Annotated in this window: 22 protein-coding genes and 1 rRNA gene; 5 read left to right on the forward strand and 18 right to left on the reverse strand. The window is 61.2% G+C overall.

Annotated features, from left to right (window positions below; translation table 11 throughout):
* The first annotated feature begins 5 nt into the window (after nt 1-5).
* Complete coding sequence (gene recG, locus ACQ4WZ_RS18350) at nt 6-2,108, forward strand: ATP-dependent DNA helicase RecG (protein ID WP_436574163.1); 2,103 nt, start codon at nt 6-8, stop codon at nt 2,106-2,108.
* Nucleotides 2,109-2,182: 74 nt separating this feature from the next.
* Here recG and ACQ4WZ_RS18355 read toward each other — a convergent pair whose 3' ends face one another.
* From ACQ4WZ_RS18355 to ACQ4WZ_RS18410, 12 genes are all read right to left on the reverse strand, one after another.
* Complete coding sequence (locus ACQ4WZ_RS18355) at nt 2,183-2,674, reverse strand: REP-associated tyrosine transposase (RefSeq protein WP_436574164.1); 492 nt, start codon at nt 2,672-2,674, stop codon at nt 2,183-2,185.
* A gap of 242 nt (nt 2,675-2,916) precedes the next feature.
* The gene (locus tag ACQ4WZ_RS18360; RefSeq protein ID WP_279587379.1) at nt 2,917-3,042 is read right to left on the reverse strand and encodes a hypothetical protein; all 126 of its coding nucleotides are present in this window, start codon (nt 3,040-3,042) and stop codon (nt 2,917-2,919) included.
* Nucleotides 3,042-4,256 (reverse strand): MFS transporter, encoded by a 1,215-nt coding sequence (locus ACQ4WZ_RS18365; RefSeq protein ID WP_101483082.1) that lies wholly within the window; start codon nt 4,254-4,256, stop codon nt 3,042-3,044. The genes ACQ4WZ_RS18360 and ACQ4WZ_RS18365 overlap by 1 nt, the downstream gene beginning before the upstream one ends.
* A 12-nt stretch (nt 4,257-4,268) precedes the next feature.
* The gene (locus ACQ4WZ_RS18370) at nt 4,269-5,258 is read right to left on the reverse strand and encodes a Gfo/Idh/MocA family protein (RefSeq protein ID WP_436574165.1); all 990 of its coding nucleotides are present in this window, start codon (nt 5,256-5,258) and stop codon (nt 4,269-4,271) included.
* Between the two features lies 1 nt (nt 5,259).
* Nucleotides 5,260-6,078 carry a DUF3025 domain-containing protein gene (locus tag ACQ4WZ_RS18375; RefSeq protein WP_101483084.1) on the reverse strand — a complete coding sequence of 273 codons (819 nt, stop codon included), beginning with the start codon at nt 6,076-6,078 and terminating at the stop codon, nt 5,260-5,262.
* A 7-nt stretch (nt 6,079-6,085) separates the two neighbouring features.
* Nucleotides 6,086-7,138 carry a dihydroorotase gene (pyrC, locus tag ACQ4WZ_RS18380; protein WP_101483085.1) on the reverse strand — a complete coding sequence of 351 codons (1,053 nt, stop codon included), beginning with the start codon at nt 7,136-7,138 and terminating at the stop codon, nt 6,086-6,088.
* A 151-nt stretch (nt 7,139-7,289) separates the two neighbouring features.
* Nucleotides 7,290-8,738 carry an amidohydrolase family protein gene (locus ACQ4WZ_RS18385; RefSeq protein WP_436574166.1) on the reverse strand — a complete coding sequence of 483 codons (1,449 nt, stop codon included), beginning with the start codon at nt 8,736-8,738 and terminating at the stop codon, nt 7,290-7,292.
* Between the two features lie 39 nt (nt 8,739-8,777).
* Nucleotides 8,778-9,503, reverse strand: a complete 726-nt coding sequence (locus tag ACQ4WZ_RS18390; RefSeq protein ID WP_101483087.1) for an amino acid ABC transporter ATP-binding protein — start codon at nt 9,501-9,503, stop codon at nt 8,778-8,780.
* Nucleotides 9,504-9,522: 19 nt separating this feature from the next.
* On the reverse strand, nt 9,523-10,215 hold the full coding sequence (locus ACQ4WZ_RS18395; RefSeq protein WP_099761845.1) for an amino acid ABC transporter permease: 693 nt from the start codon (nt 10,213-10,215) through the stop codon (nt 9,523-9,525).
* Nucleotide 10,216: 1 nt separating this feature from the next.
* On the reverse strand, nt 10,217-10,966 hold the full coding sequence (locus ACQ4WZ_RS18400) for an amino acid ABC transporter permease (RefSeq protein WP_101484769.1): 750 nt from the start codon (nt 10,964-10,966) through the stop codon (nt 10,217-10,219).
* Nucleotides 10,967-11,062: 96 nt separating this feature from the next.
* A complete protein-coding gene (locus ACQ4WZ_RS18405; RefSeq protein ID WP_101483088.1) occupies nt 11,063-12,019 on the reverse strand; it encodes an amino acid ABC transporter substrate-binding protein in 957 nt (318 codons plus the stop codon).
* A 196-nt stretch (nt 12,020-12,215) separates the two neighbouring features.
* A complete protein-coding gene (locus ACQ4WZ_RS18410) occupies nt 12,216-14,072 on the reverse strand; it encodes an ABCB family ABC transporter ATP-binding protein/permease (protein WP_436574167.1) in 1,857 nt (618 codons plus the stop codon).
* 136 nt (nt 14,073-14,208) lie between these two features.
* Here ACQ4WZ_RS18410 and ACQ4WZ_RS18415 point away from each other — a divergent pair, with 136 nt between their 5' ends.
* On the forward strand, nt 14,209-14,574 hold the full coding sequence (locus ACQ4WZ_RS18415) for an acyl-CoA thioesterase (protein WP_226938791.1): 366 nt from the start codon (nt 14,209-14,211) through the stop codon (nt 14,572-14,574).
* A 9-nt stretch (nt 14,575-14,583) separates the two neighbouring features.
* Complete coding sequence (locus tag ACQ4WZ_RS18420; protein ID WP_436574168.1) at nt 14,584-16,173, forward strand: alkaline phosphatase D family protein; 1,590 nt, start codon at nt 14,584-14,586, stop codon at nt 16,171-16,173.
* 3 nt (nt 16,174-16,176) lie between these two features.
* On the opposite strand, the gene ACQ4WZ_RS18425 is transcribed toward ACQ4WZ_RS18420, so the two are convergent.
* The 4 genes from ACQ4WZ_RS18425 to ACQ4WZ_RS18440 all read right to left on the reverse strand — a co-directional run bounded on the left by ACQ4WZ_RS18425 (nt 16,177) and on the right by ACQ4WZ_RS18440 (nt 23,007).
* Nucleotides 16,177-17,859: a long-chain-fatty-acid--CoA ligase gene (locus tag ACQ4WZ_RS18425; RefSeq protein ID WP_101483091.1), complete on the reverse strand. Its 1,683-nt coding sequence runs from the start codon at nt 17,857-17,859 to the stop codon at nt 16,177-16,179.
* Nucleotides 17,860-17,914: 55 nt separating this feature from the next.
* Nucleotides 17,915-19,597, reverse strand: a complete 1,683-nt coding sequence (locus ACQ4WZ_RS18430) for a long-chain fatty acid--CoA ligase (RefSeq protein WP_101483092.1) — start codon at nt 19,595-19,597, stop codon at nt 17,915-17,917.
* Between the two features lie 276 nt (nt 19,598-19,873).
* Nucleotides 19,874-20,929 (reverse strand): aminopeptidase, encoded by a 1,056-nt coding sequence (locus tag ACQ4WZ_RS18435; RefSeq protein WP_436574169.1) that lies wholly within the window; start codon nt 20,927-20,929, stop codon nt 19,874-19,876.
* A 2-nt stretch (nt 20,930-20,931) separates the two neighbouring features.
* A complete protein-coding gene (locus ACQ4WZ_RS18440; RefSeq protein WP_436574170.1) occupies nt 20,932-23,007 on the reverse strand; it encodes a molybdopterin-containing oxidoreductase family protein in 2,076 nt (691 codons plus the stop codon).
* 206 nt (nt 23,008-23,213) lie between these two features.
* Here ACQ4WZ_RS18440 and ACQ4WZ_RS18445 point away from each other — a divergent pair, with 206 nt between their 5' ends.
* Nucleotides 23,214-24,407, forward strand: coding sequence for a M20 aminoacylase family protein (locus tag ACQ4WZ_RS18445; RefSeq protein ID WP_101483095.1), 1,194 nt, complete (start codon nt 23,214-23,216; stop codon nt 24,405-24,407).
* A 1-nt stretch (nt 24,408) separates the two neighbouring features.
* On the opposite strand, the gene ACQ4WZ_RS18450 is transcribed toward ACQ4WZ_RS18445, so the two are convergent.
* Nucleotides 24,409-25,311: an NAD(P)-dependent oxidoreductase gene (locus ACQ4WZ_RS18450; protein ID WP_436574171.1), complete on the reverse strand. Its 903-nt coding sequence runs from the start codon at nt 25,309-25,311 to the stop codon at nt 24,409-24,411.
* Between the two features lie 90 nt (nt 25,312-25,401).
* Between ACQ4WZ_RS18450 and ACQ4WZ_RS18455 the strand changes: the two genes are divergently transcribed.
* Entirely contained in the window at nt 25,402-25,974 is a 573-nt protein-coding gene (locus tag ACQ4WZ_RS18455; protein WP_243857911.1) for an acyloxyacyl hydrolase, read from the forward strand.
* A 215-nt stretch (nt 25,975-26,189) separates the two neighbouring features.
* Here ACQ4WZ_RS18455 and rrf read toward each other — a convergent pair.
* Nucleotides 26,190-26,296, reverse strand: a 5S ribosomal RNA gene (gene rrf, locus ACQ4WZ_RS18460); the annotation flags it as partial.

A 26,296-nucleotide genomic window follows, 5' to 3' on the forward strand; every position in this document is an offset into this window, starting at 1 on the left:
CCGATATGTCCGAACCCAAGCCCGATCTTCCTCCCATAGCCAAGCCCGCCGCGAAGCCGAAAGCCGCCAAAAAAGTGGTCAGCACGGAAAGCCGGCTGGCAAAACTGGGCTTGCGCAGCGACATGGATCTGGTGTTGCACCTGCCGATGCGCTACGAGGACGAGACGAAGGTCTACACGATACGCGACGCCTGCCTGCGCGGCGGCGAGTCGTGGCAAGTGGAAGGCGTCGTCACCAAGTGCGAAGTCAATTTCAAGCCGCGCAAGCAATTGCTGGTGACGATCGCCGACGAAACGGGAAATTTGCTGCTCCGCTTCATGAATTTCTACGGCAGCCAGGTCAAGCAACTGGCCGAAGGCACGCGGGTACGTGCGCGCGCTGAACTCAAACACGGCTTTTTCGGCGCCGAGATGGTGCACCCGACGTATAAAGTGGTCAACGAAGGCGCGCCCCTGCCCACGGCCCTGACGCCCGTGTATCCGTCCGGCGAAGGCCTGTCGCAGCACGTCCTGCGGCGCGAGATCGCCGATGCCATGCGCCGCATCGACTGGCAGGATACCTTGCCTGACGATTTGTTGCGCCAGATGCAGCTGTCGCCGTTCCGTGCCGCCGTACACCTGCTGCACTACCCGCCGCAGGATATCGATGAAAGCGCGCTGATGGACCGCTCGCACCCGGCCTGGGTGCGCATGAAATTCGATGAGCTGCTGGCGCAGCAGCTGTCGCTGAAACGCGCCCAGCGCGCACGCCGCTCGAAAGGCGCTGCCTCCCTGCCCATCGTCGGCAACCTGTCGCATGCCTTTGGCGCCGCCCTGCCCTTCAAGCTGACGGGCGCGCAGGCGCGCGTACTCGAGGAAATCCGCGCCGACCTGCACCAGCCGTATCCGATGCAGCGCTTGCTGCAAGGTGACGTCGGCAGCGGCAAGACGGTGGTGGCGGCGTTGTCGGCCACGCAGGCCATCGACAGCGGCTACCAGGCCGCGCTGATGGCGCCCACGGAGATCCTGGCGGAGCAGCACTTCCGCAAGATCGCCGCCTGGATGGAGCCGCTGGGCGTGAAGGTCGCCTGGCTGACGGGCAGCCTGAAGAAAAAGGAAAAGACGGCGGCGCTGGCCCTGATCGAATCGGGCGAAGCGCAACTGGTGATCGGCACGCATGCGCTGATCCAGGACAATGTGCTGTTTGCCAAACTGGGCCTGGTGATCGTCGACGAACAGCACCGTTTCGGCGTGGGCCAGCGCCTGACCCTGCGCAACAAGGGCGACAGCGCGGCCGTGCCGCACCAGCTGATGATGTCAGCCACGCCGATTCCGCGCACCCTGGCCATGACGTATTACGCCGACCTGGAAGTGTCGGTGATCGACGAGCTGCCGCCCGGACGCAGCCCCATCGTCACGCGCTCCATCGACCAGAACCGGCGCGACGAAGTCATCGCCCGCGTGTATGCGGCCGCGCTGGAAGGCCGGCAGGTGTACTGGGTCTGCCCCCTGATCGAGGAATCGGAAGCGCTGCAGCTGCAAACGGCCACCGATACCTACATGATGCTGGCAGAAGCCTTGCCCGCGCTGCAGGTGGGCCTCGTGCACGGCCGTTTGAAACCGGCGGAAAAGCAGGAAGTGATGGATGCCTTCATTGCCGGCCATATCCATGTGCTGGTGGCCACCACCGTCATCGAGGTGGGCGTCGATGTGCCGAACGCCTCGCTGATGGTGATCGAGCACGCCGAGCGTTTTGGCTTGTCCCAGCTGCATCAGCTGCGCGGCCGCGTGGGCCGCGGCTCGGCGGCCAGCGTCTGCCTGTTGCTGTACCAGGGTCCGTTGGGAGGTGTGGCGCGCCAGCGCTTGATGACCATGCGCGAGACGACGGACGGCTTCGAGATCGCCCGCCGCGACCTGGAAATCCGCGGCCCCGGCGAATTCCTCGGCGCGCGCCAGTCCGGCCAGGCCATGCTGCGCTTCGCCGACCTGGAGACGGATCAATGGCTGGTCGACCAAGCGCGCGACGTGGCGCACGATCTGCTGCACGCCACCACAGCCGCCGCCGCTGCCACCGTGGAAGCGCACCTGGCGCGCTGGCTGGGTGGGAAAGAAGAGTTTTTGAAGGTGTAAATCTGGTATTGCATGCTTCAGGGTGTTGTCGGATTACGCGCTGTGCGCTAATCCGACAACATTGTTAGCGCTCCTCACTCCCGCCCAACACACTCAATCGCCACACCGTCCCCGCCCCAATCCTCTGCACACAAGCCGTGCTTTACATACTGGTGAAAACTGGAATACGGCCAATCGATAACTTTGCCCACTAAACCATGTTTGACAGGGTTGTAATGGATGTAATCGACATGGTTGGCGAAGTCGCGCTCGTCGCGCAAGACATGCTCCCAATACCGCTGCTGCCAGATATTTTTAAGATCGCTATGCTTGCTGAACCACGTCTTGATCAAGCGCCAGCGCGTCATGAAATCGGCATCGCCTTCAGGCAAAGTCCAGATGCAGTGCAGATGGTCAGGTAGGATGACGATAGCGTCGATAGCGAATGGCCTTTTATGGCGCACGGCGCTGAATGAGCCACGCAGCAAGTCCACGGCTGTTGCCGACGAAAAAATGGGTCGGCGATGAGCCGTCACCACCGTGAAGAAAAAGCTTCCACCTGGCTGGAATGCGCGTCGGTATCGCATGGTTTCAGGGTGTTGTCGGATTACGGCCTGCGGCCCAGACGCCGTCGGTACTGTTTGTTTTCGGGTGTTGTCGGATTACGGCCAATGGCCCAGACGCCGTCGGTACTGTTTGTTTTCGGGTGTTGTCGGATTACGGCCTGCGGCCTAATCCGACCTACGCGAATACGCTGACGGCAGGTCGGGTAGGTCGGATTAGCGTAGCGTAATCCGACTTTTCGCAAACCACCTTGCGCCCGCGCAGTCTACATGCACATCCAGAAGCGGTTCGCCAGGTCGAGCATGAAGTCGGGTCGCAGATAGGCCATAAAAACGATGGCCAGCAGCGCGGCGCCAGCCAGGCACCATAGCCATATGCGCCAGCTCCCCATTACGCGGCCACCGCCACGCGCTTGACGGCGCGCTCGTCGATGGGCAAGTTGATCAGCGCGGCCAGCAAGCCCAGGCCGATGGTGATCATCCACACGACGTTGTAACTGCCCTGCCGCTCGTACAGATAGCCGCCAAGCCACGCGCCCAGGAAACTGCCCACTTGGTGCGAAAAGAACACCATCCCGGCCAGCATCGACAGGTGCTTCACGCCGAAGATGCCGGCGATGATACCGTTCGTCAGCGGCACGGTCGACAGCCACAGCACGCCCATGCCGGCGGCAAACAGGTACACCGACCACGCCGACAGGGGCGCCAGCAGGAATAGCGTGATGACCACGGCGCGCGTCACGTAGATGGCCGACAGCAGATAGCGCTTGGCGATTTTTCCACCGAGTTTGCCCGCGTAATAGGAGCCAACGATGTTGAACAGGCCGATCAGTGCCAGCGCCGTGACGGCGATGTTCGGATTCATCAGTCCCTGGTCCTTCAGGTAGGCCGGCAAATGCACGCCTATGAAGACCAGCTGGAAACCGCAGACAAAATACCCTGCCAGCAGCAGCCAGAACGAGCGGCTGGCGATGGCTTCGCTGAAGGCCGCGCCTATGCTTTGCTGCGGACCGCTGGCGTGCGACACGGGCGGCTCGCGCAGGTAGAAGGCCATCGGGATCATGGCCAGCAGCACCAGCGCAGCCAGCACATAAAAGGCGTTTTGCCAGCCCACGGCGGAGATGAGCTGCTGCTCGACCGGCATCATGAGGAACTGGCCGAACGAGCCGGCCGCCGAGGAGATGCCGAAGGCCCACGAGCGCTGCTCGGGCGGCGCGCTGCGGCCAATGATGCCGCTGATGGCGCCAAAGGCCGTGCAGGCCAGCGCCAGGCCGATGAAGACGCCGGAACCGGCGATGAACAGCGTGGGCTGCGTCACGAGCGCCATCCACACCAGGCCCGCCATGTAGCTGATGGCGCCGACGATGACGACGCGCATGGTGCCGAAGCGGTCGGCCGCCATGCCGGCGAACGGGCCAAAGACGCCCCACATCAGGTTTTGCATGGCCAGCGCCAACGAATACGTTTCGCGCGTCCAGCCATTGGCTTGCGAGATCGGCTGCATCCAGAAGCCCAGGCCATGGCGCACGCCCATCGCCAGGGTCAGGACGACGCCGCTGGCGATCAGAACGGTTTTCAGGCTGGGACGGGAAGAGTGCAATGTCATGGAGATTCCGGCCTAGGCCTGGTCGGCACGGTACACGAGGCCGATCTGGCCGCGCATGGTGTCAAGGTTGTGCATCAGCGCCACGCTGTCGGCGTGCGGCATGACGGGGCTTTCCAGCATGCCGGCGCGGATGCAGCGCATCGCTTCGATCGCCTCGTGCGCATAGCCATTGCCCAGATGTGGCGCGGCGACGACGCGGCGTTCGCCATCCATTGATTCGACGATCAGGTGGTCGGGTTTGTAAAAACGGCTGGGCAGGCGAATCCGTCCCATACTCCCGGCAATGGTCATTTCCGTCGGCGTCTGCGCGCGCAGGCTGCAGGCGCAGGACGAGGTGCCGCCGCCCGCGTGCAGCAGCGAAAACACCACCTGTTCATCGACGCCGGTGGCGCCCATTTCAGCGAGCGCCTGCACCTGCGATACCGGGCCGAGGAAAAACGCCGCCATTGACAGCGGATAGATGCCCACGTCGAGCAGCGCGCCGCCCCCCAGTTCCCGATTGAACATGCGGTGCTCGGGCGGGAAATTGGCGACAAAGCCGATATCGGCCTGCACTTGCTGCAGCACGCCGATTTCACCGCCGGCGATGATGCGCTGCGCTTCCTGCACAGCGGGCAGGAAGCGGCTCCACATGGCTTCCATCAGGAACAGTTTTTTCTCACGCGCCAGGTCGACTACAGCCTGCGCTTCGCGCGCGTTCATGGTGAACGGTTTTTCGCAGACGACATGCTTGCCGGCAGCCAGGCACATCAAAGCATTTTCCGCATGCAAGGTGTGCGGCGTGGCAATGTAGATCACGTCCACATCGGGGTCTTCAGCCAGCGCCTGGTAGGATCCATGGCAACGCTCGATGCCGAATTCGGCGCCGAAGGTCTGCGCGCCTGCGGCGCTGCGCGAGGCGACCGCCACCAGCTGCGCGCCGGGCGCGTCGCGCAAGCCATTGGCCATTGCGCGGGCGATCTTGCCGGTGCCGAGTATGCCCCAACGGACGGTGTTTTCCATGCTATTGATCTCTTTCTGCGCCAGCTGTCTTGCGCTTCGGGCGGAACACCGCCGTGTCATTGTAAAAATCGTCATCCTGGTCCTCGCACCAGCCGGGCAAGCCAAGCACGGGCAGCGGCGTGAAGTCGGCTGTCGTCAAGCCATCACTGGCCAGGTCTTGCGCCACCCGTTCGTCGAGCCAGGTGCGCCGTGCCGCATCATCGAGTGTGAAGTAGGCGTCGCTGGCAAAGATCACGCGCGTGTGCGCCGTGATGGCCTTGCGCGGCGCCACCAGTTTTTCCATCAGCGCGTGGCCAAACAGCCAGACTTCGGCGTCGCCACCGGCGCCAAACTTGTCGCGCTGCGCGATAAAAGCGCTGCGCCAGTCGTGTCCGCGCAAGGCTGCTTCCAGCGCGCGTCCAGCATCGCTGTCGCGCAGCACCAGCAAGGCGGAATTTTCGTCAAAGATCGTGGCGCCGTCGCGTGCCGGCCCGCGCGATTTGCCGACGCCGGACAGGGCGATCTGCGCCGCCTGCAGCGCGTTCAGCTGCCGCTTGATGCAGGGGAAGGTGAGCCACACGAGCGCGTTGAAAAAATCGTGCAGATTGTCGCGCGTTGGCACGCCGCCCGTCGCGCCGATGAACTCCTCGTACGCCACGCCTTCGGGCAAGTCCGCTTGCGGCACGAAGGCCAGCGGCAGGCCGGACGGATTGCGCAGGTCCAGCGCCCGCGCCCGCCGGTTGAGCGCCTGGACCACCGTGTCGCGCTGCAGGTCCAGCTGCCGTCGCGCCGGCAGCACCGTGGCAAACCAGGGACGGGTCCAGTCTATCGATGGCAGCATGGAACGCTTAGACCATTTTCCAGTTGATCTGCTCGCCCGCGTTGAGCGGAATGACATGGCTGTCACCCAGTGGCAGCGAGGCTGGCAAGGTCCAGCTTTCGCGCTTCAAGGTGATGGTGTCCGTGTTGCGCGGCACGCCGTAGAAGGCCGGACCATGGAAGCTGGCAAACGCTTCGAGCTTGTCGAGCGCGCCGGCGCGTTCGAACGCTTCGGCGTACATTTCCATCGCGTGCAGGGCCGTGTAGCAACCGGCGCAGCCGCAGGCCATTTCCTTGGCGCCTTGCGCGTGCGGCGCCGAATCGGTACCGAGGAAGAAGCGCTCGTCGCCGCTGGCGGCGGCCGTCATCAGCGCCAAACGGTGCTCTTCGCGCTTGAGGATGGGCAGGCAGTAGTAATGGGGGCGGATGCCGCCCTTGAAAATCTCGTTGCGGTTGTACAGCAAATGATGCGCCGTAATGGTGGCGGCGATCGGACCTTCCGCTTCGGCCACGTACTGCGCCGCATCCTTGGTCGTGATGTGCTCGAACACCACGGACAGGGCCGGGAAGGCGCTGCGCAGCGGGCGCATCACGCGTTCGATGAAGACGGCTTCACGGTCGAAAATGTCGATCTCCGGATCTGTCACTTCGCCATGCACGAGGAAGGGCATGCCCACTTCCTGCATCACTTCGAGCACCTTGTAGCAATTCTTCAAATCCGTCACGCCCAGGTCGGAATTCGTCGTGGCGCCGGCCGGATACAATTTGACGGCCTGCACGATGCCGCTGTCCTGCGCGCGGCGGATTTCGTCGGGCGAGGTGTTGTTCGTCAGGTACAGCACCATCAGCGGATCGAAGTTCACGCCTTCGGGCACGGCAGCCAGGATGCGCTCGCGGTAAGCGCTAGCGTCCGCCGTGGTGGTGACGGGCGGTTTCAGGTTCGGCATGACGATGGCGCGGCCGAACTGGCGCGCGCTGTGCGGCAGCACACTGGCCATGACGGCGCCGTCGCGCAGGTGCAAATGCCAGTCGTCAGGACGGGTAATGGTAATGGATGCGGGGGTGTGATCGAGTGTGGACATGGCGGCTGCTCTCAGGCGGTCATTGCGGATACCGCCATTTTACCAGCCACAGGGCCGTCCCGCCGGCCCGGAGAGGCAGTGCACACCAGCTGCCGGGCGACAAAACGGCCAGTGATCACTGGCCGTTTTCAATATCAGGAGTACACGTGAATCAGGACGCGGCAGGCGCAAGCTCTTGTTTCGCCACCCAGGCACGGATTTCGGCGAGCATCCGGTCCAGCGCGGCGCGGTCATACACGTGGCCACGGCTAACCACCAGGCGGATCTGGCGCGTGGCGCCAATGTCCTGCAGCGGGTTGGCGTCGAGCACCAGCAAATCGGCCGCCTTGCCGGCCGCCACGCTGCCGTAACGGCCCAGCTTGCCCAGGAAGCGGGGCCCGTTGATGACGGCCGACTGCAAGGCTTGCTGCGGTGTCAGGCCGTACTGCACGTACAGGCCGATTTCATCGTGCAAGGCCTGGCCCGGATAGTCGAAGGAATTCAAAAATCCCGCATCGGTGCCGGCGATGATGCTCACGCCCTGCTGCTGCAAAATGGGCAGCAGCTTTGCCGACTGCTCGAACTGCGCATGGCGCTGGACGATCGCATCCGGGCCATCCTTGGCGGCGCGCTGCACGCGCCAGTCGTAGGTGGCGCGCAAGCCCTTGCCGATATATTGCAGGGCCGGATCGTGCGTGTGGTCTTCGCGGTCCAGGTAGGCCGTCACGCGCGAGCCCCAGAGGGTCGGCACGATGGCCGTGCCGCGGGCGGCCAGGTAGCTGAAGGCCTTGCGCGCCGTCGGCTCGTCGTAGCTCTGCAAGCTCTCGCGCATGGCCTCCTTGCCCGTCATCGCGCCGGTAGCCACCTTGTCCGTCAGCTCCTGTTCGCGCGGCGTGGTGGCGCGCAGCAAGTACGATTGATGCTCGATGGTGCCCAGGCCCGCATCGGCCATCTGCTCCAGGGTCAGCTGCACGGGGATATGGCCCGAGGTGCGCATGCCCCGTTCGCGCGCCTGGCGCAGCGCTTCCAGGTACAGCTCCGGCTTCAGCGTGTTTTCCGTGATCTTCACAAAGTCCACTTGCTGCGCCTGCAGGCCGTCGAGCGCGCGCGTGACTTCCTGCGGCGTACCTACTTCGATGGTGCCCTTCCACAGCGGCTTGATGCCCTCGAGCTTCGCGCCGGAAGTAAAGATCGTCGGGCCTTGCAGCTGGCCCGCGTTGATTTGCTGGCGCCAGGCCAGTACCGTGTCGGGCAAGTCGCCCGAGCAGTCGCGCACCGTGGTGATGCCATGCGCCAGGTACAAAGGCAGCAACTGCTTGTTCTCGTCAATCAGCTCTGGGCCGCCGCCAAAATGCACATGCGTGTCCCACAGCCCCGGCATCAGGTATTTGCCGGGCAGGCGGATGGTCTGCTTCGGCGCGTAGTTGCGCAACTGCGCGTCATTGATGACGGCGACGATACTGTCGCCTTTGAGCAGCACGGTCTTGCCCTTGACGGTGCGGCCGGCGGCAACGTCGATCAGGGTAGCGTCGCGCAGGGCGATGTCGACGGCGATCCTGTCAGCCGCGTGGGCATGGACCAGCATGCCCAGCGCCAGCATCGCGCCGGCTAATTGTTTCATGAGAGGCATTGGCACTCAACTTCAAAAAAATAGCGGGAGTTAATGGATGATCTTGGCGAGGAAGTCGCGCGCTCGGTCCGATCGCGTCGTGTTGAAGAAATCATCCTTGCTGCAATCCTCGATGATCTTGCCCTGGTCCATGAAGACGATGCGGTTGGCCACACGCTTTGCAAAGCCCATTTCGTGGGTGACGACCATCATCGTCATGCCTTCCTGCGCCAGGCCCACCATCACGTCGAGCACCTCGTTGATCATTTCCGGGTCGAGCGCCGAAGTGGGCTCGTCAAACAGCATGGCGATCGGGTCCATCGACAGCGCCCGGGCGATGGCCACGCGCTGCTGCTGGCCGCCAGACAGCTGGCCCGGGAATTTATCCTGCTGCGACAGCAGGCCCACGCGGTCCAGGTATTTCAAGCCCTTGGCATTGGCTTCGTCGGCACTGCGACCGAGCACCTTGATCTGTCCGATGGTCAGGTTTTCGCGGATGGACAGGTGTGGAAACAGCTCGAAATTCTGGAACACCATGCCGATGCGCGCGCGCAGTTTCGACAAGTTCGTTTTCGGATCGTTGACGCTGATGCCGTCGACGATGATCTGTCCCTGCTGGATCGGTTCGAGGCCGTTGACGGTCTTGATCAGGGTCGACTTGCCAGAGCCGGACGGGCCGCAAATGACCATCACGTCGCCCTTGGCGACCTCGGTGGTGCAGTCGGTCAGTACCTGGAACTGTCCATACCATTTGCTGACGTTATTGAGTTCAATCATCTTGTTCTTTCTTTTTCAGTTAGCGAATGATGGCGACGCGTTTCTGCAGGCGTTTTACCAGGAACGACAAGGCGTAGCACAGCACGAAATACACGACGGCCACAAACACATACATTTCCACCAGGCGGCCGTCGCGCTGCGCGATTTTCGAGGCGGCACCGACGAAATCGGGAATCGACAGCACGTACACAAGCGACACGTCCTGGAACAGCACGATGGTCTGCGTCAGCAGCACGGGGATCATGTTTCGGAAGGCCTGCGGCAGCACGATGCTGCCCATGGTTTGCCGGTAGTTCATGCCCAGCGCCTGGCCAGCCCATACCTGGCCACGCGGAATCGACTGTATGCCACTGCGCATGATCTCGCAATAGTAGGCCGCCTCGAACATGATGAAGGTGATCAACGCGGAAGAAAACGCGCCCACTTTCACGGGTTCGTTCGCGCCGATGACCCAGGCAGCGATGTACGGCACCAGAAAGTAGAACCAGAAGATCACCAGCACCAGCGGGATCGAGCGTATCAGGTTGACGTAGCTTGATGCCACGCCCGAGATGAGGCGGTTGCTGGACAGGCGCATCAGCGCCAGCAGTGTGCCCAGCACGATGCCGCCCACCATGGCCAGCGCCGTCAGTTTCAGGGTGAAGACCATACCTGTCTGGAACAGGTAAACCCACGAGCGGGAGATGACATCGAAGTCGAAGTTGCCCAACATATCAGTGTCCTCCCGTCTTGGCGCCGGCGACGATGAAGCCCGGGATGGCGACCTTTTTTTCGATCAGGTGCATCAGCACCACCACCAGCAAATTGACGACGACGTAGATGATGGTGGCGGCCGAAAACGCCTCGAACACCTGGAAGGAAAACTCCTGGATGGCGCGCGCGCTGGCCGTCAGTTCGATCAGGCCAATGGTCAGCGCCACGGAACTGTTCTTGATGATGTTCAGAAATTCACTGGTCAGCGGCGGCATGATGACGCGCGCGGCCATCGGCAGCAAGATGAAACGGTAGGTTTGCGGCAGGGTCAGGCCCAGCGCGGTGCCAGCCAGTTTCTGCCCGCGCGGCAGCGCCTCGATACCCGTCGTCACCTGCACGGCCACGCGGGAGGAGGTGAAGAATCCCAGGCACAAAACTGCCGTGACGAATGGTGCATTCGGCAGCGACTTGACCCAGGCGCCCAGGTCCGGCGGCAGCAGTTCCGGCATGACGAAATACCACAGGAACATCTGCACCAGCAGCGGCACGTTGCGGAACAATTCAACGTATGCATTGGCCGCGCCCACCAGCCATTTGTTCGGCAGGGTGCGGACGGTGCCGATCACCAGGCCCAGGATCAGGGCCATGATCCAGGCCGCACCGGCCGTGGCCAGGGTCCATACCAGGCCGGACCACAGGGTATCCATATACGTGCCCACGCCATCGGGGGACATCTCCCAGAAGATGCGCCAATTCCAGTTGTAATTCATGATCATCCTTCCCATGCAGCTCAAGGAAAGCGGCCAGCCGCCCACCCCGCAAATGAAGCGGGAGGCTTGCGCCCCCCGATTTGTTACGCACTCTTGTTACTTTTTCCGTTTGTCCGAGGTCTTCTGTGCTTCGGGCACGGCCGCATACGCAGCCGGGTCACCGGAGTCGGTAGGATTCATGAACACGGCCTTCAATTGCGGCGGCATGGGGAATTTCAGGTTGATGTTTTTCGGCGGGATCGGCGAGGTAAACCATTTCGCATAAATGCGGTTGATGTCATCGCTCTTGTACAGGCGAATCAGCGCTTCGTCGACCACTTTCTTGAAGGCCGGGTCGCCCTTGCGCAGCATGATGCCGTACGGTTCGACCGACAGCGCTTCTTTGGTGATTTCGTAGTCGTTCGGGTTCTTCGAGTTGGCCACTTGCGACGCCAGCAGGATGTCGTCGTTGGCTTCAGCCACCGCGCGTCCCGTTTCCAGCATCAGGAACGATTCAGGATGATCCTTGCCGACGGCGATGGTCATGCCCAGGTTCTTTTCCTTGTTCAAAATCGTCATCTGCTTGATGGTCGACGTGCCGGCCGTGGCGACGAGAGTCTTGCCGCGCAAGTCTTCCAGGGTCTTGATGTTCGACGTTTTCTTCGACAGCACGCGGTTTCCGATGACAAACATGGTGGGCGCGAATGCCACCTGTTGCTGGCGCTCCAGGTTGTTCGTCGTTGAACCACATTCAAGGTCGATGGTGCCGTTGGCCATCAGCGGAATGCGGTTGGCCGACGTGACGGGGCTCATCACCACTTTCAGTTCGCTCATGCCCAGGTGCTTTTGCAGGGCCGTGACGACTTTCATGCACAGGTCGATCGAATAGCCTTGGTATTGCTGCTTGTCATCGAGATAGGAGAAGGGAACGGAGCCGTCGCGCACACCGAGGGTGACGGAACCGGCTTTCTTGATCTTGGCCAAGGTGCCGGTCAATTCCTGGGCCTGGACTGGCGACATGCTGCTGATGACACCGACGCTAAGCAGCGTGGCGATGATTTTGGTCAATTTCATAAATTCTCCTGGACGGACAAACCGGACACAAAGCCGGACGAAACAACTGTGGTGCTAACGCCACCAATGGAATTAATTTTATTTCATTTTCAGCGCTCGACTAGCCGTTTTCTGCGATTGTCCGCAAATAGGCGCTATACGCGCGCCTGAATCAGCGCGCCTGTAGCATTTTTCCTACTGATTTCGCCCCGCCGATTTATTTTGCCGGCGCCAAGCCCTCCAGCGCGTCGCTCTCCTCCTCCTCATCATCATCCCTGTTCGCCTGCTGGCGTTGCCACATCTGCGCATACAGGCCATCGAGCACCAGCAATTGCGGATGCGTGCCCCGCTCGACGATGCGGCCATGGTCGAGCACCAGGATTTGCTGGGCGTCGGCCACCGTCGACAGGCGGTGCGCAATAACCAGCGTGCTGCGGTTTTTCGCAATTTCCTTTAACTGCGACTGGATCGCCTGTTCGGCCTTCGAATCGAGCGCCGAGGTGGCTTCATCGAAGATCAGGATGGCCGGGTCTTTCAGCAAGGTGCGGGCGATGGCCACGCGCTGCTTTTCGCCACCCGACAGTTTCAAGCCCCGTTCACCCACCATGGAATTGTAGCCATCTGGCAAGCTTTCAATAAAATCATGGATCGATGCCGCTTTCGCCGCCGCCACGATGGCGTCCTTGCTGGCGCCCGGCTTGCCGTAGGCGATGTTGTATTCGATGGTGTCGTTGAACAGCACCGTGTCCTGCGGCACGATGCCGATGGCGGCGCGCAAGGAGTCCTGCGTGATTGTCCGCAAATCCTGGCCATCGATGGTGATGCTGCCGCCATCGACTTCATAAAAGCGGAACAGCAAACGCGACAGCGTCGACTTGCCCGAACCGCTATGTCCCACCACGGCCGTGGTGGTGCCGGCGGGTATCTGGAAATCCACGTCGAACAGGATTTGCCGCTTGGCTTCATAGCTGAAATCCACATGCGAGAAACGCACCGCCGCGCCCCGCGTCACGAGCGGTTTGGCCTCTGGCGTATCGGCGATTTCGCGGTTTTCGTTCAGCAGGGAAAACAATCGTTCCATGTCGGCCAGGCTTTGCTTGATTTCGCGGTAGATGACCCCTAAAAAATTGAGGGGAATGTACAGCTGGATCATGAAGGCGTTCACCAGGACCAGGTCACCCAGAGTCATGCTGCCGTTGATCACCCCCACCGTGGCGCGCCAGAGAATTAACGTCACGGCCGTGGCGATGATCAGGGACTGGCCCGTATTGAGCAGGGACAGGGACGTTTGCGATTTAACGGCGGCTGATTCATAGCGCTGCAAGCCTTCGTCGTAGCGCTTCGCCTCGTAATCCTCGTTGCCGAAATATTTCACGGTTTCATAGTTGATCAGCGAATCGATGGCCTTGGTATTCGCCTTCGAGTCGAGGTCGTTCATGGTGCGGCGGAAATGCGTGCGCCAGTTCGTCACCAGCACGGTAAACGCGATGTACGACACGAGCGCGACGGCCGTGATCACGGTGAACCAGATGTCGTAATGCAAGACCAGATAGCCGAGCACCAGGGTGATTTCCACCAGGGTCGGCAAGATGTTGAACAAGGTATAGGAAATGAGCGAGCCGACGCTGCGCGTGCCCCGTTCGATATCGCGCGTCATGCCACCCGTCTGCCGGTTCAAGTGGAAGCGCAGCGACAGCGCATGCAGGTGTCGGAATACTTGCAGGGCGATGGTGCGCACGGCGCGCTGCGTGACCCGGGCGAACAGGAATTCGCGCAGCTCCGTAAACAAGGTGGTCGACAGGCGCAGCAAGCCGTAGGCTACCAGCAAGCCGACCGGCAGCACCAGCAGCGCTTGCGGGTGCGCCGCCGTGATCGTCATGGCGTCGACGAGTTTTTTCAGGATCAGAGGCACACCCACGTTGGCCATCTTGGCGCCCACCAGGCACAGCAGCGCCAGCAGAACCCGCCATTTGTAGACCCACAAATACGGCAGCAAGGTCTTGATGGTGGCAAAATCGCTGTGGCTGGCGGAAGCTGGCGAGTGGGGCGGAGGGGGAGTCTGGGAACGGCGCATGGCGAAGGTCGGCTTTTTATGGTTCAATCTGGGCAATTGTAGCCTTTCATGAGAATAAAAGATGAGCACCTCCCCCGACCGCCCCGACAACTGCCTCGCCTCCGGTCTGCCCGCCGGAAAAATGCCGGAACTGCGCATGATGCCCGCGCCGTCCGACGCCAATGTGTACGGCGACGTCTTCGGCGGCTGGATCATGGCGCAAGTCGATATCGCTGGCTCGCTGCCAGCCACGCGGCGCGCCAACGGCCGCGTCGCCACCATCGCCGTCAATTCCTTCGTCTTCAAAAATCCCGTGTTCGTCGGCGATCTGCTGTCTTTCTACGCCGAAATAGTCAAGGTTGGCAATACCTCGATCACTGTCAATGTCGAGGTGTATGCCGAACGCAACCGCCTGCAGGCATGCATCGTGAAAGTCACGGAAGCGACTCTGATCTATGTGGCGACGGACTCCGACCGCAAGCCGCGCAAGGTGCCGCCCATCGAGACCCTGCTGTCGCAATAATTCCACACTATGGATAGTCAGCGCCGCATCTTTCTGCAGAGCGCTGCGCGCATCACGGCACTGGCTGCCGCTGGCAGCGTGCTGTCACGTTCCGGTGCGAGCGCCGCCACACGCCTCAATGGCACAGGCTATCCGTTTGCGCTCGGTGTCGCTTCCGGCTCGCCCTTGCCCGACGCCGTCGTGCTGTGGACGCGCATCTGCTACGACCCGCTGCACGCAGCCGCCACGCCCGCCATTGCCCTGACCGTCCGCTGGGAAGTGGCCGAAGACGAGGCTTTTCGGCGCATCGCCGCCAAGGGCCAGGCCACGGCCATGCCCTCCCTCGCGCACAGTGTGCACGTCGACGTGGCAGGCCTGGCGCCCGGGCGCTGGTACTGGTACCGCTTTATGTTTGGCGACGCCGTCAGCCCCATGGGCCGTACGCGCGCTGCACCCGCCGCCGATGACCTTCCCGCCTCGCTGAAGCTGGCCGTGGCCTCATGCCAGCACTGGGAATTCGGCGCGTATGCGGCGCACCGGCACATTGCCGCAGCCGCGCCCGACCTGGTGGCCTTCCTCGGCGACTACATCTATGAATGGGGGCCATACCAGCTGCAGCACCCGGGCCGCGCCTTGCGCACGCACGAAAGCTTTACCCTAGACGACTACCGCGCCCGCTACGCACAATACAAGAGCGACCGCGACTTGCAGGGTGCGCACCTGGCCGCGCCATGGATCGTCACCTGGGATGATCATGAAGTGGCCAACGATTACGGCAACGACCGGGACGAATTGCTCACGCCCACCTTTTTGCAGCGCCGCGCGGCCGCCTACCAGGCGTTTTATGAACACATGCCGCTGCGCCTGCTGCCGCTGGGACGACGGGGCTTTGTCGACATGCGCATCTACCAGCGCTACGACTGGGGCCGGCTGGCGCGCTTCCACGTACTGGACGACCGGCAATACCGCGCCTATCACGCGTGCGCCAGGCCTGGCCGCGGCGGGTCCAATTCCGTCACCACGCGTAATTGCCCCGACTTGCTGAAACCGGAACGCACCATGCTGGGCGAGGAGCAGCAGCGCTGGCTGCAAGCAGGGCTCGATAATTCTCCCGCGCGCTGGAACATCCTGACCCAGCAAACCCTGATGGCGCAATCTAGCCAGGTGCCCATCCTGCGGCCCGGCGACGAGCGCATCTGGACCGATGGCTGGGATGGCTATCCCATGGCGCGCCAGCACCTGCTCGACTCCCTGCGCAGCAGCAAGGCAAGCAACCCGCTGGTGCTGTCGGGCGACGTGCACACGTTTTATGCCACGGAACTGAGCCGCAACGCCATGCGCCCCACCGGCAGGGATAATCCCGTGCTGGCCACGGAGTTTTGCGGGACATCCATCACGTCCAGCTCCCGCCCCCAGGCGCGCACGGACCAGTACGTGGCGATGAACCCGCACATCCGCTACGGACGCAGCGACAAGCGAGGCTATATGTTGATGGAAATCACGCCAGAGAAAACCACGACCCTGTTCCAGGGTCTGGAGGATGTGCGCGACAGCGCTTCTACCATCGCGACACTGGCCAGCTTTACCGTCCGGGACGGCAAGGCTGGCTTGCAAAGTTGAAGCCTAGGCAACCTTCTTTTCGTCGCGCAATTGACGGCGCAAGATCTTGCCGACATTGGTCTTCGGCAATTCATCGCGGAACTCGATGTATTTCGGTTTCTTGTAGGCCGTCAATTCATGCTTGCAATGCTCGCGGATCTGTTCCACCGTCAGGTTCGGATCCTTGCGCACGACAAACACTTTCACGGCTTCGCCCGAGTTGGCGTCCGGCACGCCGATGCAGGCGCATTCGAGCACGCCCGGGCACGACGAAACAACGTCTTCCACTTCATTCGGATACACGTTGAAGCCGGACACGATGATCATGTCTTTCTTGCGGTCGACGATCTTCACGTAGCCGCGCTCGTCCATGACACCCACGTCGCCCGTCTTGAAGTAGCCATCCGCCGTCATCGACTTGGCCGTTTCGTCCGGACGCTGCCAGTAGCCAGCCATCACTTGCGGGCCGCGCACGGCGATCTCGCCAGGCTCGCCCAGCGGCACTTCCACGCCGTCATCGTTCAAAATGGCCACTTCCGTCGAGGGGAAAGGCAAGCCGATGGTACCCGTGAATTCCGTGATATCGACACGGTTGCCCGTCACCACAGGCGATGTTTCCGACATGCCATAGCCTTCGATCAGCGGGCAGCCCGTCAGTTTCAGCCAGCGTTCGGCCACATTGCGCTGCAAGGCCATGCCGCCGCCATTGCACACCTTATAGCTGGAGAAATCAAGCTTGGCAAACTCGGCATTATTCAGCAGCGCGTTATACAAGGTATTAACGGCCGGGAAAACGACGATCTTGTGCTTGGCCAATTCCTTGACGAAACCGGGGATGTCGCGCGGGTTGGGAATCAGCACGCTCATGCCGCCCAGGCGCATGCCCATCAAGGCGCTGACCGTCAGCGAATAGATGTGATACAGGGGCAAGGCGCACATGAAGCCCATCGAGGTGGCACGCATTGCAGGCGTCATCACGGGCGACATCCACGCCTCGTTTTGCAGCACGTTGGCGATCACATTACGGTGCAACAACATCGCGCCTTTCGACACACCCGTCGTACCACCCGTGTATTGCAGGAAGACGATATCGTCATGCCCCTGCTGCACGGGCTGCAAGGTCAGGCGCGCGCCTTCGGCCAACATCTTGTTGAAACTGATGGCGCCCGGCAAGGAAAACGCGGGCACCATTTTCTTGATCTTGCGCACGACGAAGTTGACGATGGCGCCCTTCAAGCCACCGAGCAAGTCGCCCATGGTGGCGACGATCACATGCTTGACCTGGGTATGCGGCAGCACCTGTTCCACCGTGGTGGCAAAGTTTTCCAGCACGATAATCGCTTCGCTGCCTGAATCGATCAACTGGTGCTGCAATTCACGGGGCGTGTACAGCGGATTCACGTTGACCACCGTGTAACCGGCGCGCAGGATCGCCGCCATGGCGACCGGATACTGCAGCACGTTCGGCAGCATGATCGCCACGCGCGCACCCGTCTTCAGGCCCTTGCTTTGCAGCCAGGCGCCCATCTGCAGCGACAGCTTGTCGAGCTCGCGGTAGGTAAGGAATTTATCCATGCACACGAAGGCGTTGCGGTCCGCATATTTCTGGAACGACTCTTCCAGCAAATGCGTGACGGAACGGTATTGCGTGCAATCAATCTCTGCGGGAACGCTGTCCGGGTACGACTTCAACCAAATCTTGTCCATCTCGCCTCATCTTTATCTGTAAAAGGGACGCGCCTCCAGGCGCATCCCACACTGTTTATGCTGCTATCTTCGTTTCGTCACGCAGGGCGCGACGCAAAATCTTGCCGACGTTGGTTTTCGGTAGTTCATCGCGGAACTCGATGTATTTCGGCCGCTTGTAGCCCGTGAATTGTTCTTTGCAATACGCGGCCAGCACTGCCTGAGTCAGGTTCGGGTCCTTGCGCACGACAAACACTTTCACTGCCTCGCCAGAATGCTCATCGGGCACGCCCACGCAGGCGCACTCGAGCACGCCAGGATGGGCCGCGATGACGGCTTCGACTTCGTTCGGATACACATTGAAGCCGGAGACGAGAATCATGTCTTTCTTGCGGTCCACGATCTTCACGTAGCCGCGCTCATCCATGATGCCCACGTCGCCCGACTTGAAGTAACCGTCCGGTGTCATGACCTTGGCCGTCTCGTCGGGGCGATTCCAGTAGCCCGTCATCACTTGCGGGCCACGGATGGCGATCTCGCCCGTCTGTCCCAGAGGTACTTCCTTGCCGTCATCGTCGAGGATGGCGATCTCGGTCGACGGAATCGGCAAGCCGATGGTGCCGGAGAATGCCGTGCTGTCGGCGCGGTTGCAGGTAGCGACAGGCGACGTTTCCGACAGGCCATAGCCTTCAATGATGGACACGCCCGTCGCCTGCAGCCACTTGTCGTTGACGGCTTGCTGCACCGCCATGCCGCCGCCATTGGCGATCTTCAGGCCCGAGAAATCAAGCTTGGCGAAGTCGGGGTGGTTGACAAGCGCGTTATACAGCGTATTGACCGCTGGCAGCAGGTTGAACTTGTACTTGCCCAGTTCCTTGATCAGGCCCGGGATATCGCGCGGATTCGGGATCAGGATATTCAGGGCGCCCACGCGCGTGCCCCACATCGCACATGCCGTCAGGGCAAAGATATGGTACAGCGGCAAGGCGCAGACGATGATCAGCTGCTCCTTGCTGTTCTGGTCGAGCGCCGCGCCCGACCACGCTTCGCTCTGCAGCACGTTGGCAATCACATTGCGGTGGCTCAAGGTCGCGCCTTTCGACACGCCCGTCGTACCACCCGTGTATTGCAGGAAGGCAGCGTCATTGATGCTCAGCTCGACAGGCGTGAGTTTCATGCGGCTACCCAGCGCCAGCGCCTGCTTGAAACGCATGGCATTCGGCAAGGAATACGCGGGCACCATCTTCTTGACGTTGCGCACGACAAAATTGACGATCATGCCCTTCAAGCCACCCAGCATCTCGCCCATGCTGGCCACGATGATGTGCTTGACGGCTGTCTTGCCCAGCACTTGCTCGAGCGTATGGGCAAAGTTTTCCAGCACGATGATCGCTTCGCTGCCCGAATCGTTGAGCTGATGCTCGAGTTCGCGCGGCGTGTACAGCGGATTGACGTTGACCACCGTGTAGCCGGCACGCAGCACGGCAGCAATGGCGACCGGATACTGGAGCACGTTCGGCATCATCAGGGCAACCCTGGCGCCCTTCTTCAAGCCACGGCTTTGCAGCCAGGCGCCCAGCTGGCGCGAATAGGTGTCGAGTTCGGCATAGGTGAGAAATTTGTCCATGCAGACATAGGCATTGCGATCCGCATATTTTTGAAACGCTTCTTCCAGCAAATGCACCAGCGAACGATATTGATCAGGATCGATGTCGGCGGGGACGCCGGGAGGGTACGACTTCAGCCAAATTTTGTCCATCCTGTGCCTCTTGTCTCGAATAATCGTGGGGGAGCCGGCGCATCTTGCCGGCGCGGATCATTGCTGCGGATTCTGTTGTCCTGCAGTCAGTTTGAGCATTCTGACGAGCAATTGCTCTATGCTACTAATGCGATGCTATCGGTCGCCGCGCTTCCATGCAAGCGCTTTCAACAGTATTCGAGCGGCAACTCTAGGGGTATTTTATGCTGCAATGCAGCACGGCAAATACACTGTTGCAGGATCGTTTGCCCTGACGTGCGAGACAATCTTTACGGGTCACGGGCTGGACAATTGTTCCAGCGCATGCCTGCGCTCAGGCTTCTTGACTTGAGCCATTGTGTGCACTGCAGCATAAAAAGCACGAAAGTTCTTTTTTTCTTCCAGCAATTTTTTGAAGGCAGGCAGAAATTCATTGTAGGTGGACACGGAAGCCAGGTGCGCATTGCTCAATGGCTGCTCGAACCAGCGATCGTAACCGGCAAACCCACCCCAGTGTTGCTTGAGCACCTGATATGCTTCTTGCAATGCCGCAAACACCTGCGCCTTGCGCGCACGCTTGTCCGCATCGCTGGCGTCGCTCGCATACACGGCTTCCAGTTCACTCCGGTAACGCAGCAGCAAGGCCAGGAAATCCTGGCGCCGCGCCGCATACTGGGCGTATGACGCCCGCATCGCGTCATTGCCCTCGCGCGCCAGCCAGCGCTGCACGCCCGCCTCTTCCACCGCGCTGGCAAACGACTCGTTGAAGGCGGAATCGCCGGGCACGTACACGACCTGGTGCGCCAGTTCATGGAAAATCAGGCGCGCCAGTTCCGCATCGTTGTAATTGATAAAGGTCGACAACAGGGGATCATCGAACCAGCCCAGGGTGGAATACGCGGGCACGCCGCCAACCTGCACGTCGTAATGCTGGGCCCGCAGTTCGTCGGCATACGCGAACGCCTCTTCCTTGCTGTAATAGCCGCGGTAATTCACGCAGCCGGCGATGGGGAAACACCATTGCAGCGGCTGCAATGACAGTTCCGGCGTGGCCACCACGTTCCACAGTACGAAGGGGCGCCGCAGGGCCGCGTAGTTCTTGTAACTGCCATTGTCGGGCAAGTCCAGCTCGCTGACGGCAAAGCGGCGGATCTGCTGCGCCTTGGCCAGGCGCACTTTGAGGCGCGGCTCGGTGGCCGGGTCGTCCAGCCAGTCACCGATGGGCCGCGCACCCGACCACAGGGCATATTGCCCCTGCGCCGCTTGCGTGTAGTAGCGCAACTGCGTGCAGCCGCCCAGTAGCAGGCACACCGTGCCGGCAAGCAACCGGGCCGGCCAGCGCAGCAGGGCCATGGTCAGCCAGCCTTTTCCACTTCGACCAGCGTATCGTAAAAGGTCGGCGCGCGGCCCATGTCCGTCAGGCGCTGGCTCGTCACTTCATTGGCGTTCTTGCCGTCGCTGGCGAGTTTCTTCCACCACACGGACAAGCCCACCACCAGGCCTTTTCTCGCCTTGTCGGTGATCCTGGCCTTGGCAACAAAACTGCCGCGGTCGTTGAAGATGCGCACCATGTCGCCGGCAGCGATGCCGCGCGCGGCGCAGTCGTCAGGATGGATATCGAGGTGCGGCTCGCCCTCGGCCGCGCGCAGGCTTTTCACGTTCACGAAGGTGGAATTGAGGAAGTTGCGCGCCGGCGGCGAAATCATGGCCAGCGGGAAACGCGCCGCCAGCGCGGGATTGCTGGCCAGCGACTCGTGCGGTGCAATATAGGTCGGCAAAGGATCGAGTCCCGCCTGCGCCATGGCGCTGGAATAAAACTCGCACTTGCCCGATGGCGTGGGAAAGCCGCCCGTGGCGAACGGCGCCTCGGCCATGGCCAGCTTTTGCCAGCCCGTGCGTTTCAGCGATTCCCAGTCGAAATGTACGGCGCGCGCATCCGTCGCATCGAACGCCTTGGCCGCCAGCGCATCGTCGCTTTCCTGGAAGCACGGGTCGTCAAAGCCCATGTGCTGCGCCAGCAGGCGGAAGATTTCCGTATTCGCCTTCGCTTCGCCCAGCGGCGCCACGGCCGCATTGTTTGCCATCATGTACAGGTGGCCATAGGTAGAGTGCGCATCGACATGTTCCAGCTGCGTGGTGGCAGGCAGCACGATGTCGGCGTAATCGACGGTATCGGTCTGGAAGTGCTCGAGCACGACCGTAAACAAATCTTCGCGGGCAAAACCCTGCGCCACTTTCGAGGAATCGGGCGCCACCGCCAGGGGATTCGAGTTGTAGACGATCACGGCCTCCACTTGCGGGCCGAACTCGGGCGAGCTGGTTTTCAGCAGATCGTCGCCGATGGTGCTCATGTTGATCGTGCGCGGCGTGCCTTTGAGCAAATCAGGGCGCTGCAAGGCCTTGCGGTTGACGGGAAAGGAACCCGAGCTCGACAGCTGCATGCCGCCGGCCGGATGGCGCCAGGCGCCCGTCAGGGCCGGCAGGCAGGCGATGTTGCGCACGGCCATGCCTCCACCATGCACGCGTTGCACGCCGTAGTTGGTGCGGATGGCGGCGCCCTCGCCAGAACGGCACGCCTGACCGTACAGGCGTGCCAGTTCCACTACTTCCGTGGTGGTGATGCCGCACACCTCGGCTGCGCGCTCGGGCGGCCATTCCAGGGCGCGCTGTTTCAGGGCATCGTAGCCTACTGTGTAGCGTTCGATGTAATCATGATCGAGCCAGTCTTCAGCGATCAAGACATGCATCAAGCCCAGCGCCAGGGCCGCATCGGTGCCTGGCAGCAAGGCGATATGCTGGTGGCACTTTTCGGCCGTCAGCGAGCGGTAGGGATCGATGGCGATCAGGGTCGCGCCATTGCGCTTGGCCTCTTGCGCCCGCATCCAGAAGTGCAAGTTCGAGGCGATCGGGTTGCCGCCCCAGATGATGATCAATGTCGCGTTCTGGAATTGCTCCAGGTCCGTGCCGATGCTGGCGCCCACCGTGTAGCGGTAGCCCGTGGCGCCGGCCGAGGCGCAAATGGTACGGTCCAGCAAAGAAGCACCGAGCTGGTTGAAAAAGCGCGAAGACATCGATTCGCCCTGCACCAGGCCCATGGTGCCGCAGTAGCTGTACGGCAAAATCGCCTGTGGATCGCGCGCGGCGATCGGTTTCAAGCGGGCCGCGATGGTCTGCAGTGCTTCTTCCCAGCTGATGCGCTCGAACTTGCCTTCCCCCTTCTTGCCCACGCGGCGCAGCGGATGCAGCAGCCGGTCCGCATGGTAGGTGCGCTCCGTGAAGCGCGACACCTTCGTGCACAGCACGCCAGCCGTGGTCGGGTGGTCAGGATCGCCCTTGACGGCGGTGGCCACGCCATCGGTCACGGTGACCAGCAAGGCGCAGGTATCAGGGCAGTCGAGCGGGCAGGCGGCGCGCACTTGGGTGGTGGTCATGGTGCAATCCAAAAACGTTGGGGGAAGGCGATACTGTAAACCATTCCGCGCGCTTGCTGTTGGCGCCATGGCAAGCTGGTCCGTGCGCTGGATTTACCCGGCAAACAAGGGCTACAATGCATTATTAGCCGCGCCTGTTTTTGATCAAACAGCCGCGGTCCGGCGCGCCATACATTGCTGCGTGCCAGCATCCACAGGAGAGTTCCATGAAACTAGTTGATCCCATCTTGGCGTTTCAATCTGAGCTGCAAGGTATCCGCCGCGACCTGCACGCGCATCCCGAGCTGTGCTACGAAGAACAGCGCACCTCGGACGTGGTCGCCGCCAAACTGACGGAATGGGGCATTCCCGTGGTACGCGGGCTAGGCCGCACTGGCGTGGTCGGCATCATCCAGAATGGCACCTCGACACGCGCCATCGGCTTGCGCGCCGATATGGATGCCTTGCCCATGCAGGAAATGAATACCTTCGAGCATGCTTCACGCCACCCGGGCAAGATGCACGCCTGCGGTCATGACGGCCACACGGCCATGCTGCTGGGTGCCGCCCATTACCTGGCGCAGCACCGCCATTTCGACGGCACGGTCTACCTGGTCTTCCAGCCGGCAGAAGAAGGCGGCGCCGGCGCGCGCGAAATGATCGAAGACGGTTTGTTTACCCGTTTTCCCATGGATGCCATCTACGGCATGCACAACTGGCCAGGCGCTGAAACAGGCACCCTGAGCGTGGTGGAAGGCCCGATGATGGCGTCGAGCAATGAATTCCACGTCACCGTCAAGGGCAAGGGCGCGCATGCGGCCCAGCCCCACAAGGGCATCGATCCCGTGATGGTAGCCGTGCAGATCGCGCAAAGCTGGCAAACCGTCATTACGCGCAACAAGAGCCCGCTCGACACGGCCGTGCTGTCGATCACGCAAATCCATGCGGGCAGCGCCACCAATGTCATTCCCGATGACGCTAGCCTGGTCGGCACCGTGCGCACCTTCACCACGCCCGTGCTGGACCTGATCGAGGAGCGCATGCGCGAGATTGCCGTGCACACGGCCGCCGCTTTTGGCGCGGAAGTCGAGTTCCATTTCAAGCGCAACTATCCGCCGCTGGTCAACCACGCGAAGGAAACGGCGTTTGCCGTCGAAGTAATGAAAAGCGTGGTGGGCCCGGACAAGGTCAACGCGAACGTCGAACCGACCATGGGTGCGGAAGATTTCGCCTTTTTTCTGCAAGAAAAAGCCGGCTGCTACATCTTCATCGGCAATGGTGATGGCGAGCACCGCGATGGTGGCCACGGCCTTGGCCCCTGCGTCTTGCACAACGGTAGCTATGACTTCAACGACCATCTGCTGCCCATCGGCGCCAGTTTCTGGGTCAAGCTGGCTGAAGCGAGCCTGCCCGTCGCTTGAATCAGCTCAATTTATCCGGACCGGCGCCCAGGCGCTGGCCTGGATTCAACGCTTCCAGGGCCAGCAAGGCGGCCGCATGGTCGGCCGTCGGGTACGTTTTGGCAATGGTTTCATAGCGCTGCGTCACCAGTTGCGTCACAGGTAATGTGACATGCGCCGTCTCGGCTGCCGCGAGGATGTTGTGCATATCCTTGATCTGGCTTTTTACCTGCCCTCCGGCAACAAAGTTGCGTTCCAGCATGCGCAGGCCATGGGCCTCCAGAATCTTGCTCTCAGCAAAACCGCCACGGATGGCTGTGCGCACGGCGGCAGGGTCGGCGCCGGCAGCCTGTGCCAGCAACAGCGCTTCGGCCACGATGGTCAATGTTGCACCGACGATCAACTGATTGCACAGTTTGGCAACTTGGCCACTGCCTGGCGGGCCCACCAGGGTCGGGCGCCCCATTGCTGACAGAATCGTTTCAATTCGTGCGTAATCGCTGGTATCGGCACCGGCCATGATGGCCAGGCTGCCCGCCTGCGCCCCACCGACGCCGCCCGACACGGGCGCATCGATAAAGGCATGGCCTGCCGCCTGCAAGGTGGCATGAAATTGCTGGGCTTCCGATTGCTTGGTGGAACTCATATCGATCCAGAGCGCCCCTGCGCGCAAGGCCGGCAGCGCCTCTTGCAGCACCTGTGCCACGATGGGACCGGCTTCCAGCATCGAGATAACCACTTCCGCACCATAGACTGCCTCAGCCACTGAAATGGCTGGCTGCGCCCCTGCCGCACGCAGGACTTCGGCCTTACTGTGCGTGCGATTCCAAATTGTGACAGAATATCCAGCGCGTAGCAGGCACCGGACCATCGGATCCCCCATCAGACCGATACCGAGAAATGCGATTTTTGTAGAGAATGTCAATTGAACCCCTGATATTTACAAGTGGCGAGAGCGGCATGCAAAGCAAGGTGCCTGTACAAACAAGACAATAGCCTATCGGCCAATTTTACGATGAAAGCCTCTATGTTCTTCAAGAAGAATCTCCTCAAATCCATCGCCGCCGTTGCCGCGTTGATGGCGGCCAACGCCGGCTTTGCCGCCGACGACAAGCTGATCGACTCCGTCTACGGCGAATATGCCAAGGGAGTTAAGGTACAAATGGTACGCGCCGGTGTGACCTCGAACTGGGATAAAGCCTGGTTCGTATCGAATGGTACGCAGCTGAGCGGTTACTGGGATGCCAGCATTGGCGGCTGGGATGGCAAGAGCTATCAGAATGTCCCAGGCCAGCATCAAAAACTGTGGGACCTGGGCTTTACTCCCGTCTTCCGCTTTGAAAATACGAATAAGCTGGGCTTCTATGCAGAAGGCGGTATTGGCGTACACATGCTGTCGAAGCTGTACGATAACGACGATAACCGCCTGTCGACCCACTTCCAGTTCGGCGATCATATCGGCATCGGCTATATCTTCAATAACAAATGGGAAGTCGCTGCGAAAATCCAGCATTTCTCAAATGGCGGCTACAAAAAGCCAAACAGTGGCGTCAATTACATGAACGTCAAAGTCGCTTATCACTTTTAATTGGTTTAATAAATAACAAAGGCAGCGCGCAGCGCTGCTTTTTTTACGCCTGCTGAACAGCCGGGGTCAGACCCTCAATGCCGCTAACGCAAAAGTCATTGCTAACGAGCGAGGGGGTCTGACCCCAGCCTTCGCTTGGGGCTAACACTAAAACCACCAGACGAAAAAAAACCCCACCGGAGTCCGGTGGGGTTTTTCTCTACTACGAATAACAAGCCTGACGATAACCTACTTTCACACTGGTTGCAGCACTATCATCGGCGCAAAGTTGTTTCACGGTCCTGTTCGGGATGGGAAGGGGTGGGACCAACTTGCTATGGTC

Origin of the sequence: Janthinobacterium darwini, assembly GCF_051380905.1 — a bacterium.
In the GTDB taxonomy this organism is placed as follows: domain Bacteria; phylum Pseudomonadota; class Gammaproteobacteria; order Burkholderiales; family Burkholderiaceae_D; genus Janthinobacterium.

Excerpts from the sequence above, each read along its gene's own strand:
- ACQ4WZ_RS18430 (WP_101483092.1), bottom strand. The coding sequence starts at position 19,597 with ATGGACAAAATTTGGCTGAAGTCGTACCCTCCCGGCGTCCCCGCCGAC.
- ACQ4WZ_RS18390 (WP_101483087.1), bottom strand. The coding sequence starts at position 9,503 with ATGATTGAACTCAATAACGTCAGCAAATGGTATGGACAGTTCCAGGTA.
- ACQ4WZ_RS18425 (WP_101483091.1), bottom strand. The coding sequence starts at position 17,859 with ATGGACAAGATTTGGTTGAAGTCGTACCCGGACAGCGTTCCCGCAGAG.
- ACQ4WZ_RS18415 (WP_226938791.1), top strand. The coding sequence starts at position 14,209 with ATGATGCCCGCGCCGTCCGACGCCAATGTGTACGGCGACGTCTTCGGC.
- ACQ4WZ_RS18375 (WP_101483084.1), bottom strand. The coding sequence starts at position 6,078 with ATGCTGCCATCGATAGACTGGACCCGTCCCTGGTTTGCCACGGTGCTG.
- ACQ4WZ_RS18385 (WP_436574166.1), bottom strand. The coding sequence starts at position 8,738 with ATGAAACAATTAGCCGGCGCGATGCTGGCGCTGGGCATGCTGGTCCAT.
- ACQ4WZ_RS18435 (WP_436574169.1), bottom strand. The coding sequence starts at position 20,929 with ATGGCCCTGCTGCGCTGGCCGGCCCGGTTGCTTGCCGGCACGGTGTGC.
- ACQ4WZ_RS18455 (WP_243857911.1), top strand. The coding sequence starts at position 25,402 with ATGAAAGCCTCTATGTTCTTCAAGAAGAATCTCCTCAAATCCATCGCC.
- ACQ4WZ_RS18395 (WP_099761845.1), bottom strand. The coding sequence starts at position 10,215 with ATGTTGGGCAACTTCGACTTCGATGTCATCTCCCGCTCGTGGGTTTAC.
- ACQ4WZ_RS18405 (WP_101483088.1), bottom strand. The coding sequence starts at position 12,019 with ATGAAATTGACCAAAATCATCGCCACGCTGCTTAGCGTCGGTGTCATC.
- ACQ4WZ_RS18420 (WP_436574168.1), top strand. The coding sequence starts at position 14,584 with ATGGATAGTCAGCGCCGCATCTTTCTGCAGAGCGCTGCGCGCATCACG.
- ACQ4WZ_RS18440 (WP_436574170.1), bottom strand. The coding sequence starts at position 23,007 with ATGACCACCACCCAAGTGCGCGCCGCCTGCCCGCTCGACTGCCCTGAT.
- recG (WP_436574163.1), top strand. The coding sequence starts at position 6 with ATGTCCGAACCCAAGCCCGATCTTCCTCCCATAGCCAAGCCCGCCGCG.
- ACQ4WZ_RS18365 (WP_101483082.1), bottom strand. The coding sequence starts at position 4,256 with ATGACATTGCACTCTTCCCGTCCCAGCCTGAAAACCGTTCTGATCGCC.
- ACQ4WZ_RS18355 (WP_436574164.1), bottom strand. The coding sequence starts at position 2,674 with ATGCGATACCGACGCGCATTCCAGCCAGGTGGAAGCTTTTTCTTCACG.
- ACQ4WZ_RS18370 (WP_436574165.1), bottom strand. The coding sequence starts at position 5,258 with ATGGAAAACACCGTCCGTTGGGGCATACTCGGCACCGGCAAGATCGCC.
- ACQ4WZ_RS18410 (WP_436574167.1), bottom strand. The coding sequence starts at position 14,072 with ATGCGCCGTTCCCAGACTCCCCCTCCGCCCCACTCGCCAGCTTCCGCC.
- ACQ4WZ_RS18445 (WP_101483095.1), top strand. The coding sequence starts at position 23,214 with ATGAAACTAGTTGATCCCATCTTGGCGTTTCAATCTGAGCTGCAAGGT.
- ACQ4WZ_RS18400 (WP_101484769.1), bottom strand. The coding sequence starts at position 10,966 with ATGAATTACAACTGGAATTGGCGCATCTTCTGGGAGATGTCCCCCGAT.
- ACQ4WZ_RS18360 (WP_279587379.1), bottom strand. The coding sequence starts at position 3,042 with ATGGGGAGCTGGCGCATATGGCTATGGTGCCTGGCTGGCGCCGCGCTG.
- pyrC (WP_101483085.1), bottom strand. The coding sequence starts at position 7,138 with ATGTCCACACTCGATCACACCCCCGCATCCATTACCATTACCCGTCCT.